This window comes from Streptomyces poonensis (assembly GCF_014650915.1).
GTDB lineage: Bacteria > Actinomycetota > Actinomycetes > Streptomycetales > Streptomycetaceae > Streptomyces > Streptomyces poonensis.
The window spans coordinates 34,059-44,563 of sequence record NZ_BMVW01000026.1 but is presented as its reverse complement, the minus strand read 5'-3'; the positions used below and the strand labels follow the sequence as shown (position 1 = coordinate 44,563).

Sequence of the window (10,505 nt, the reverse complement as noted above, 5' to 3'; positions counted from 1 at the left end):
CGGGGTCCTCCCCTGCTGGGTGGCTTGGTGGTCATCCCTTGACGCCGACGACGAGCGCGTGCTCATACGGCAGCCCGGTGTACGAGCGGACGCTGTCGCAGCCGGCCTCCGTCAGCCACCGCTCGTAGTCCTTGGGCGGGTAGGCCATGCCCTCGCCGCTCGCCAGGACGTTGAGGAAGAGCGAGAGCCGGGCGGAGAGCAGTCCGCTGTTCTCGTCGTCGGGGGCACACATGTTGTAGAGGAAGATCTTCCCGCCCGGGGGCAGCGCCTCGTAGGCCTTCGCCAGCAGCCTGCCGTTGTGCTCGGGGGAGAAGACTTCCATGGAGTGGCTGAACAGGATGCCGTCGAAGCCACCGGGGAAGTCGTCCTCGAAGATGTCCCCGGGGTACGTCAGCACCCGGCCCTTCACATCGTCCGGGAGTCCGCTCTCGGCGTGCCGGCACACGCTGGGCATGTCGAAGATGGTCACCGTGGCGTGTGTGTGCCGCCGGACGAACTTGATCGCGGTCGTGCCGTCGCCGCCGCCGACGTCGAGCAGTCGGCCGACCTCGGCGATCTCGGCGTTGTCCAGGAGTGCGTGGGCGAAGAGATGGGTGAACGGCCCGATGGAGTCGTGATAGCTCGCCACCAGTTCCGGGTCGTTCGCCAGCCGGTCGTAAAGTGTGTTTCCCGGCCCGGGATAGGACGCGAGCGCCGCCTCGTTCTTTCCGGTCCGCAGGGCGTCGGTCAGGTGCGGGAAGGCCGGGTATTGGAACTTCCGCCAGCCGAGAAGCGTGTCCCGCCATCCCTCGGGGCTGTCGGTCACCAGATGCTCCTCGGCGACCCGTGAATTCACGTATCCGCCGTCGCGCCGCTCCACCAGTTCGGTGGCGCACAACGCCAGCATCAGCACGCGCAGTTTGTGCGGCTCGATTCCGACGTGATCCCGCAGCTCCTCGAAGGTGGCACCCGGGTGGCGTGAAACGAAGGGGAGCACATCCAGCTCCAGAGCCGTGACGACGGCGTTGAAAAGCGCCGGCCCGTTCACGATGAGCTGGAATCTTTCGTATACGCGGTCAAATTCTTGCGAATCGCCCATCAGCTAAATGGCCCCTTTCAAGGGTGTGACTGATGTTGAGATCGACAAGACCTCGGGGAGGCTAACACGCCATCTCGGACAGGGTCAACGACGCTCACACCGGCACAGAATGACCGATTTTCGGGTTTCGAGGCCGAAAATGATATGCCGAGCAACAAGTTGTCGGGTGAAACAAGCCATTCTGCAGTCCTCCCCGACCAGGCAGCCCGACAGGGTTGACATCGAGATCAACAGCCCTTGAGCATAAGGAAACGGCGCGAAACCTGCGACTCATCTTCATTTGTTCCGACGCTCGATGCGAGGAGCACGCGTGACAGGTTCCGAAGACCGCAAAACCACCATCTTCCTGGTGCAGCAGGGCGTCTGGGAAATGCCACTGGAGTCGATGCCGCTGGCTTCCGGATATCTGAAATCGACCCTCATGGCCGACGACGAAATCAGCCCCCACATCGAGGTCTCCATCAAGAACTTCCGGGGCGGAACCACGAATGCGGTCATGGCCAACGCGCTTTTCAGCGAGGGCCCGCCCGACATTCTCGCCTTCTCTGTACTGGGGTGGAACTACCAGTCCTTCGGCGCGCTCGCCGCCACCTTCCGACAGCTCAACCCGGCAGGCCTCGTCGTGTTCGGCGGCACCCATGTGACCAACCAGGCGGCCCGTGTCTTCCGGATGTTTCCCGAGGTGGACGTCGTGGTCAACGGGGAGGGCGAGCTGACGTTCAGAGAGCTGGTCCGGGCCCGGCTGACGGGCGCGGACCGGCACGCCCTCGGCTCGGTCGCCGGGATCTCCTACCGCGCGCCGGACGGCAAGGTCGTCACCACCGAGGAGCGCCCGCGCCTCGACAACCTCGAGCAGATCCCCTCGCCCTTCCTCACCGGCGCGCTGGAACTGACCGACGAGAACGGCGAGTTCCGGTACGACGTGGCCCTGATGGAGACCAACCGCGGCTGCCCCTACAAGTGCGCCTTCTGCTACTGGGGCGGCGCCGTCGGCCAGAAGGTCCGCGCCTTCTCCACGGAGCGGCTCCGCCGCGAGCTGAAACTGTTCGCCAAGCTCAAGGTGCACACCATTGTGGCCTGCGACGCCAACTTCGGACTGCTGCCGGGCGACCTCGAGTTCGTCGAGGCGCTGATCGAGACCCGGGACACCTACGGCTTCCCGCGCGCCCTGGAGACCTCCTGGGCCAAGAACAAGTCCAAGACGTTCTTCAGGATCGTCCAGCGGATGAAGGAGGCCGGCATGCACAGCTCCTTCACGCTGGCCCTCCAGACCCTCAGCGACAGCGCGCTGGAGACCATGAACCGGCGCAACATGAAGGTCAACGAGTGGGAAGATCTGGCGGCCTGGCTCGACCGGGAGGGCCTCGACTGCTACGCCGAGCTGATCTGGGGCGCCCCCGGAGAGACCGTGGAGTCCTTCATGGAGGGCTACGACCGCCTCGCCCGGCGCGTGTCCAGGATTGCCGTCTACCCCATCCTGCTACTCCCCAACACCGACTACATGGAGAAGAAGGAGCTCTTCGGGATCACGGCGACCCGCGGCGACCGCGACGACTTCGAGTACGTGCTCGCCCACAACACCATGACCTTCGCCGACAACCAGTACATGCAGCGTTTTCTGTTCTGGGCCCGGGTGGTCGCCGAGAACGCGGTGTTCCGCCACATCTGGGGCTCGCTCCGGCACTTCGCCGGCCTGACCCAGTCACAGGTGCTGACCAACCTGGGTGACTGGATGGCGCAGGCCGACGATCCGGCGGCCGTGCCGTTACGGGAGTACTGCGCGACCGCCGTCGGAGGCACCGAGTCCTTCGGCGCGGCGATCAGCTACTTCTACACCGATCCGGAGGCCGTGCGGCTGCTGCACCGCTGGTGGGACGAGGCGGTCCGCCCCTTCGTGCCCGAGCGGTTCCGGCCGGTCCTCGACGAGGTGTTCCGCTACGACCTGCTCACCCAGCCCGTCTTCCGCCCGGACCACTCCGGGACCGCGTACGAGGAACTGCCCGTCGAGGTCATCCGCGACGAGCAGTACTACGTACGCAGGGACGTCCGGCTGGCCTATGACGTGCCCGCGATCGTCGCCGCCCTCCGCGCGGACCGGGAACCCGACCTCTCCCCCTCGCCGTGCGTCCTCGACCTCTACTACCGGACCGGGTCGGAGTCCGCGGTCACGTCGACCAACCACGAGATCGTCATCCACTTCATGGGGATGACGAAGGAGCACATCCTCGCCAACGCCAACGCGGGCGGCCCGGCGACCGGCGCGACCGGCGAAGGAGGCAGCGTCCGGGGCGGCTGCGGTTGACCCCAAGGGCACACACCGAGCGTCTCCACGGAGGGGGAACGCCCTTGACACGGCTACTCATCGGCAACGACTTCAACGAAGACCTCTTCACCCGTATCGCCGCCTCCTGGTCGGTACAGCGGCTGGTGTGGTTCGCCCAGGACGGCGATGTCCTCGTCCTCCCCGTCCACCCCGAGGAGGACTTCCTCGCCTACGTCACCTCGCTCACCGGCACCCGGCGCGCCACCCTCGAGGTGGTCGTCCCGGCACCGGGGGCCGGTGGGGAGGACCTGCTGACCGCCGACCGGCTGGCGGATCCCGCCTTCCTCGGCGCACTGCGCCGGGCGCTGGCGGGCCGTCCCGTCACGGACATCCTCGCCCTGTGGCCGGACACCTCGGTGGCCGCACTGGCCCGCGCCCTCGGTGCCGAAAACGCGCTCCCGGGCCTCGGCTTCGCCGCCCAGAGCGGCGGCACCCTGGTCAACAGCAAGGCGGTGTTCCGGGCGGTGGCGGCGGGCGCCGGCGTACCGATACCCGAAGGCGCGGTCTGCGCCACCCGGGAACGCGCCGCGTCCACGATCACCGAACTGCTCGACGCGGACGCGCCGGTCATCGTCAAGCAGGACTACTCGCTCGGCGGCAAGGGCAACGAGATACTCAGCCGCGTCCCCGGCGTCCCGCCCGTCGGCGGCCGCCGGACACTGACCCTCACGGGTGCCTCCGACACACAGGGTTATCTCGAGGAGCGGTGGGCGGAACTGAGCCGCGACGGCCGCGACCCGGTCGTCGTAGAACGCTACTACCCGGGCAGCACTTCCCTGTTCGCCGAGTTCCTGATCACCGACGACGGTGTCGAGTTCGGCGGCACCGGCGAAATGATCATGGCGCCGCTAGCCAAGGCGCAGGTGGTGCCCGCGCAGGGACTCGAACGGGACACCGCCTGCGACCTCGTCGCGCACGGACGGCGGCTGTGCGTCCCGCTGCACGCCATGGGGTACCGCGGGCGCCTCAGCGCGGACGCCGTCCTGAGCCCCGACGGCGAACTGTTCTTCACCGAGTACAACGGCCGCGTCACCATGTCGACCCACACCTACGCGGTCATCGGCGCCCGGCTGGCGGGCCTGGACCACGCGGACGACCGGGTCGTCGTCGAGTGCATCTGGCCCGACGGCTGGTCGGCCCGCTCCTTCGCCTCCGCCGTCACAGCGCTCACCGAGACCGGCCTCGCCTACGACCCCTCGACCCGCACCGGGGTGGTCTTCAGCAGCGCCCTCGACCTGAGGGACCACTCGATCATGCAGTGCGTGATCGCCGAGGACCCGGCCCACGCGGCCGTGTACGAGCAACGGCTCAAGGACCTGTTCGGCCCCGGCGGCACCGCCGCACGTACCGACCCCACCGGCAAGGAGAACGCAGCATGCGGTTGAACAGCTTCGACGAATGGTCCCCGCTCAAGGAGGTCGTCGTCGGATCCGCCGTGAACTACACCTCCCACGAACGGGAGTTGTCGTTCGACCTGTTCTTCCACGACAACATCGTCCGCTCCGAGTGGTATTATCCGCGCCTCAGCACCGGCGGCACCGCCGCCCGCTCCCCCATCAAACAGCGGTACGTGGACGAACTCATCGAGGACGTCGAGGGCATCGCCGCCACCCTGGAGTCCCTGTCGGTGAAGGTGCACCGGCCGCTGGACGTCGACGCGGCCACCACGGAGGTCCGCACCCCCGCCTGGTCGGCGGCCGTCGTGCCCCCGTTGAACGTCCGGGACAACACCCTGGTCCTCGGTGACGAGATCATCGAAACCCCGCCCATGATCCGCTCCCGCTACTTCGAGACCCAGTTCCTCACGCCGGTCTTCGCCGAGTACTTCCGGCAGGGCGCCCGGTGGACCGTGATGCCCCGCCCGCTGCTGACGGACGCCTCCTTCGACCTGTCGTACGCCCGGAGCAGCAACGTGGGCGGCCCCACGGAGCCGATCGAGAATCCGCAGCCCTCCGTGTACGACGTGGGCTTCGAGATGATGTTCGACGGGGCACAGTGCCTGCGGCTGGGCCGGGACATTGTCGTGAACATCTCCACGGCCAACCACGCCCTGGCCTGTGACTGGCTGGAACGGCATCTGGAGGGCCGGTTCCGTATCCACCGGGTGCACCGGCTCAGCGACAGCCATATCGACAGCATGGTGCTGGCGTTGCGGCCCGGCACGCTGCTGGTGCGCAATAAGGAGGTGCTGGACTTCCTCCCGGAAGCGCTGCGGAGCTGGGACCTGATCGTGCCGCCGCCGCCCGGGAAGAACAACTTCCCGCAGTACGAGGACGACGACCTGGTGCTCACCAGCCCGTTCATCGACCTCAACGTCCTGTCGGTCGACCCGTCGACGGTTCTGGTGAACAGTGCATGCCCGGAACTCATGCGGACCCTGGAGCAGCACGGGTTCACCGTCGTCCCGGTGCGCCACCGCCATCGACGGCTGTTCGGCGGCGGCTTCCACTGCTTCACGCTCGACACCGTCCGCGACGGCGGCCCCGAGGACTACCTCGGCCTCGGCTGACACCGCGGAGAGGAGTAGACGATGACCCGGATCAGCGGCTCTCTCGCACGGATCGCGTCGGTCGGGACCGCCGTGCCGCCGGCCTCGTACACACAGGAAGAACTGCTCTCGATCTTCGGGGTGACCGATCCCAGGGTCCGGTCGGTCTTCCTCAACAGCGCGATCGAGCGCCGCCATCTCACCCTGCCGCCACGCGGCACGGACGGCACGCCGCGTACGGAGACACAGGGCGATCTGCTCCGCAAGCACGTCTCCAGCGGGCTCCTCATCGGCCGGGAGGCGATCGAGGCGTGTCTGAAGCGGCTCGACGCGGATCCGGACGAGGTGGCGTTCCTGGCGTGCGTCTCCACGACCGGGTTCCTCGCACCCGGCTTCAGCGCACTGCTGATCAAGGACCTCGGGCTGCGGCCCTCGTGCGGGCGACTCGACGTGGTCGGCATGGGGTGCAACGCCGGGCTCAACGCGCTCGCCGCGGTGACCGGCTGGGCGAGCACGCACCCCGGACGGCTCGCCCTCATGGTGAGCATCGAGGTCTGCTCGGCCGCATACGTCTTCGACGGCACCATGCGCACTTCCGTCGTCAACAGCCTCTTCGGCGACGGCGCAGCAGCCATCGCCGTGGTCGCGGACGCCGGGGCGGGGCCTGGAACGGGACACGGAACCGCGCACGGGCCGGAACACGGGATCGCGCACGCGTCGGGGCGCAGGGTCGGCCGTGACGTACGGGCGCCGGGCTTCGGGGTGGGACCCGTGGTGCTCGGGTATGCGAGTCGTATCGTCACCGACGCGATCGACGCGATGCGTTACGACTGGGACGAGGACCAGGGACGGTTCTCCTTCTTCCTCGATCCGGAGGTGCCCTACGTGGTCGGCGCGCATGCGGAGGAGACCGTCGACCGATTGCTCGGCGACGCCGGTCTACGCCGCTCGGACATCGCCCACTGGGTGATCCACTCGGGCGGTAGGAAGGTCATCGACGCGGTCCGCGTGAACCTCGGCCTCACCCGTCACGACGTGCGCCACACCCTGTCGGTGCTGAGGGACTACGGAAACCTCTCCAGCGGCGCCTTCCTGTTCTCCTTCCGGCAACTGTGGGAGGAGGGAACCGTCCGGCCCGGTGACCACGCGGTGCTGATGGCCATGGGCCCCGGCTCGACGATCGAGACCGCACTGCTGCGCTGGTGAGACGCGCGGAATGGGAGAAGCATGAACAAGCATGTCATCCGGGACGTCGCCGAGTTCGTCGACGGACTCGGCTTCATTCTGACGGTCGACGGAACCCGCCCCCTCGACGAACTGACGGCGGCGGTGACCTCGGTCTGCGCCCGGGCGGAGGAACACGACGGCCGGAACGCGGTCGTCCTGCGGCTGCGGTCAGCTCGGCCCGAGCGGTCCTGGCCCGGCCGGGTCCGCATCGGGCAGGTGAACCGCTGGGAGCGCGCGGTCCGCAGGGTCGAGCGGCTGGCGGCGGTGACCGTCGCCGTGCCGGAGGGTGTATGCGGCGGCCCCGCGCTGGATCTGCTGCTCACCACCGACTTCCGGATCGCCTCGCCCGACTTCCGGCTGCTGCTGCCGGTCAACGACGAGCACTTCTGGCCGGGCATGGCGGTCCACCGGCTGGTCGACCAGCTGGGAGCCGCCCAGGCCCGCCGGCTGGTGCTGTGGGGCCACGAGATCACCGCGGAGCAGGCCGTGCCCCTCGGCCTGGTGAACGAGATCGCCCAGGACCCGGAGGAGGCGCTGCGCGCGGCCGTCGTCATGCTCGGCCAGCTCAGCGGGGCCGAGGTCGCGGTTCGGCGCAATCTGATCCTGGAAGCGTCCGCCACCCCCTACGAGGATGCCATCGGCACACATCTGGCCGCCTGCGACCGCGAGTTGCGCCGGCTGGCCCGCACCGAGGAGTCCAAAGCATGGTCATGACACCCCCGGGGGCAACCGCCGCAGCCGGCCCGGTGCCCGCCGTGCTCCCGCCGGACGGCACCCTCGACGAGGACGCCTCGGTGCTGGCCGAGCAGGCGGAGGACGGGGAACGGGCCCTGGCGCGCCTGCCCGCCCCGGCGGACCGCGACGCCGGACAACGGAACCTGGCAGCGGCCGTGTTCGGCTCCTGCCGTCAGATCCGCGAGCAGTTCATGCGACGCCACGCGGACGCGGTCTACGACGCCCTGACGGACGGGCGCACCCGCCGGCACCGGCTGACCGAGCTGGTGTTCGCCGCCGCCGAACGCTTCCCCGGCCTGGTGCCCGACCGCAGCCGGATGGACGAGGAGAGCGCCCGTGTCCAGGCCCACAAGGAGGGCAGGGAGATCGATCAGGGCATCTTCTTCCGCGGCATCCTCCGCTCCCCGACGGCCGGGGCGCATCTGACGGACACCATGCTGATGGCCTCGCCGCGCGCCCTCGCGCTGGTCGACCGCTACCGCCATGACGGAAGGGTCGACCTGGGCCCGGTGCTGCTGGAACGCCGCGCCGCGGCCGGGCATCTCACCGTGCGCAACCCGCACTGCCTCAACGCCGAGGACAACGCGCTGATCGACGCGATGGAGACGGCCGTCGACCTGGTTCTGCTGGACGAACGGACCCATGTGGGCGTCCTCCGGGGCGGTGTGATGACCCACCCCCGCTACGCCGGCCGGCGCGTCTTCAGCGCCGGGATCAATCTGTCGGACCTGCGCGACGGCCGGATCTCGTACGTGGAGTTCCTGCTGCGCAGGGAGCTGACGTATCTGAGCAAGATCCTCCGTGGTCTGCTGCTCCCACCCGCCGAGGCCACCTTTGCGGTGCCGTCCCTGCAGAAACCGTGGGTGGCCGCGGTCGACTCGTTCGCCATCGGCGGTGGCATGCAACTGCTGCTGGTCTTCGACCGGGTCATCGCCGCTGACGACGCCTTCTTCAGCCTCCCGGCCGCCCAGGAGGGCATCGTGCCCGGGGCGGGCAATCTGCGGCTCGGCCGGCTGACCGGTTCCCGGCTGGCCCGCCAGATCATCCTCTCCGGCAGAAGGATCCGGGCCACCGACCCGGAATCGGCCCTCGTCTGCGACGACGTGGTGACCGCGGACGCCATGGACGACGCCGTCGAGGCCGCCGTACGGGAGCTGGACAACCCCGCCGTGGCCGCCAACCGCGCGATGCTCGCCCTCGCCGAGGAGCCAGCGGACCGGTTCCGTGTCTATATGGCCGAGTTCGCTTTCACCCAGGCGTGCAGGCTCTACGGCGAGGACGTCATCGGCAAGGTGGACCGGGCCTGGTCCCGTTCGGCCGCCCGGAGGCGACCTCCTTCCTGAGGAACCCGGCGAGCCGGGCCACGCCTTCCTCGATCCGGTCCGGCTCCAGATAACTGCAGGACAGCCGCAGTTCGTGGTCGCCCCTGCCGCCGGCGTGAAACTGCGACATCGGCGTCCACAGCACGCCGTGCTCCGACGCGGACGTCTCCAGCAGGGCGGCGTCGGCCGGCACCGGCAGCCGCATCCGTACGAAGAAGCCCCCCGACGGACGCGACCAGCTCACCCCCGGCAGCGGCCCGGCCCCGGGCCCGAGATGCCGGTCGAGCGCGTCCAGCAGCAGCGCGAGGTTGCGGCGGTACAGCGCGGACTTGCGCTGCGCGAGGGCCTTCAGCGATCCGCCGTGTTCCAGAAGCATGCCGCCCACCACCGCCTGGCAGATGGGCGAGGTGTTGACGGTCACCATGCTCTTGCTCACCGCCAGTTCGTCCGCGAGCAGCCGCCGCCCGCCGTCGCCAGTACGGATCACTTGGTCCGCGACCACATAGCCGACCCGGGTACCCGGCAGACACACCTTGGCGAAGGTGCCCAGATGGATCACCTGGCCCGCGGTGTCCAGCGCCTTGAGCGGTGGGATCTCCTCCCCCGTCGGTGCGGTGAAGCCGTAGGCGCCGTCCTCCAGCAGCAGCAGGTCCTCGTCCTCGGCCAGGGCCAGCAGGCGCCTACGGGCGGCGAGACTCGTCAGGCTCCCCGACGGGTTGGAGTAGTCCGGGGAGACGTAGACGGCCCGGATCCGCTCGCCCCGGGACCGCGCGGCGCGGCAGTGCGCCCGCAGCGCGGCGACGTCGACGCCGTCCTCGGCCTCGTCCACGGAGACGACGTCGACGTTCAGCAGCCGGGCGGCGCCACGGATGCCGACGAAGCACGGGTCGACGACGGCCAGCAGGTCCCCCGGCCGGGCGCACAGGGCATGCAGCGTGAGCAGCATCGCCTCCTGCGCGCCCACCGTGACGACCACGGCGTCCGGTCCGGCGTCGATGCCGTGATCGCGGCGGAGCGCGTCCGCCACGAGTCCGTTGATCAGCCCCCGGCTGGGTCCGTACTCGTAGAGCAGACGCCGGGTCCGCTCCCGGCTCAACGCGCGCTCCGCGGCCTCGTGGGCGACCCAGGTGTCGACATGGCGGGCGATGTCGAGGTCGTCGAGGAAGGCAAGATGCGGGGCGCCGGGGGCGAACGAGATCGCGTCGGGGTACCGGCTCATGATTTCGTTGAGGAAGCTGATCGCGCCGAGCACCGGATCACCGAACGCGCTGTGCAGCTCGTCCTGTCGCAGCTCAAGCACGATCCCACCTCATTCGTCTCCTGGCCCCTCCT

At 69.1% G+C, this 10,505-nt stretch carries 8 protein-coding genes; 6 read left to right on the top strand and 2 right to left on the bottom strand.

What is annotated here, in order from left to right; genetic code table 11:
• Positions 1-31 precede the first annotated feature (31 nt).
• Entirely contained in the window at positions 32-1,027 is a 996-nt protein-coding gene (locus IE242_RS35615) for a methyltransferase (RefSeq protein ID WP_229859912.1), read from the bottom strand.
• A gap of 361 nt (positions 1,028-1,388) precedes the next feature.
• On the opposite strand from IE242_RS35615, the gene IE242_RS35610 reads away from it, so the two are divergent.
• From IE242_RS35610 to dpgC, 6 genes are read left to right on the top strand one after another with little or no spacing between them, the layout of a single operon-like run.
• Entirely contained in the window at positions 1,389-3,380 is a 1,992-nt protein-coding gene (locus IE242_RS35610) for a KedN5 family methylcobalamin-dependent radical SAM C-methyltransferase (protein ID WP_229859911.1), read from the top strand.
• Between the two features lie 44 nt (positions 3,381-3,424).
• Positions 3,425-4,786, top strand: a complete 1,362-nt coding sequence (locus tag IE242_RS35605) for a preATP grasp domain-containing protein (RefSeq protein ID WP_189866918.1) — start codon at positions 3,425-3,427, stop codon at positions 4,784-4,786.
• Positions 4,777-5,910, top strand: a complete 1,134-nt coding sequence (locus tag IE242_RS35600) for a glycine amidinotransferase (protein ID WP_189866917.1) — start codon at positions 4,777-4,779, stop codon at positions 5,908-5,910. Before IE242_RS35605 ends, IE242_RS35600 begins: the two co-directional genes overlap by 10 nt.
• A 21-nt stretch (positions 5,911-5,931) precedes the next feature.
• Positions 5,932-7,095 carry a 3,5-dihydroxyphenylacetyl-CoA synthase DpgA gene (dpgA, locus tag IE242_RS35595; RefSeq protein WP_189866916.1) on the top strand — a complete coding sequence of 388 codons (1,164 nt, stop codon included), beginning with the start codon at positions 5,932-5,934 and terminating at the stop codon, positions 7,093-7,095.
• A 21-nt stretch (positions 7,096-7,116) separates the two neighbouring features.
• On the top strand, positions 7,117-7,830 hold the full coding sequence (gene dpgB, locus IE242_RS35590) for an enoyl-CoA-hydratase DpgB (RefSeq protein WP_189866915.1): 714 nt from the start codon (positions 7,117-7,119) through the stop codon (positions 7,828-7,830).
• Positions 7,821-9,194 carry a (3,5-dihydroxyphenyl)acetyl-CoA 1,2-dioxygenase DpgC gene (dpgC, locus tag IE242_RS35585; protein ID WP_308436812.1) on the top strand — a complete coding sequence of 458 codons (1,374 nt, stop codon included), beginning with the start codon at positions 7,821-7,823 and terminating at the stop codon, positions 9,192-9,194. The genes dpgB and dpgC overlap by 10 nt, the downstream gene beginning before the upstream one ends.
• Here dpgC and IE242_RS35580 read toward each other — a convergent pair.
• On the bottom strand, positions 9,133-10,473 hold the full coding sequence (locus IE242_RS35580; RefSeq protein WP_229859907.1) for an aminotransferase-like domain-containing protein: 1,341 nt from the start codon (positions 10,471-10,473) through the stop codon (positions 9,133-9,135). The two genes, dpgC and IE242_RS35580, sit on opposite strands and share 62 nt — an antisense overlap.
• Between the last annotated feature and the right edge of the window lie 32 nt (positions 10,474-10,505).

Bases quoted from the DNA above. Each gene is read 5' to 3' on its own strand.
- IE242_RS35600 (WP_189866917.1), top strand. From the start codon at position 4,777: ATGCGGTTGAACAGCTTCGACGAATGGTCCCCGCTCAAGGAGGTCGTC.
- dpgA (WP_189866916.1), top strand. From the start codon at position 5,932: ATGACCCGGATCAGCGGCTCTCTCGCACGGATCGCGTCGGTCGGGACC.
- dpgB (WP_189866915.1), top strand. From the start codon at position 7,117: ATGAACAAGCATGTCATCCGGGACGTCGCCGAGTTCGTCGACGGACTC.
- dpgC (WP_308436812.1), top strand. From the start codon at position 7,821: ATGGTCATGACACCCCCGGGGGCAACCGCCGCAGCCGGCCCGGTGCCC.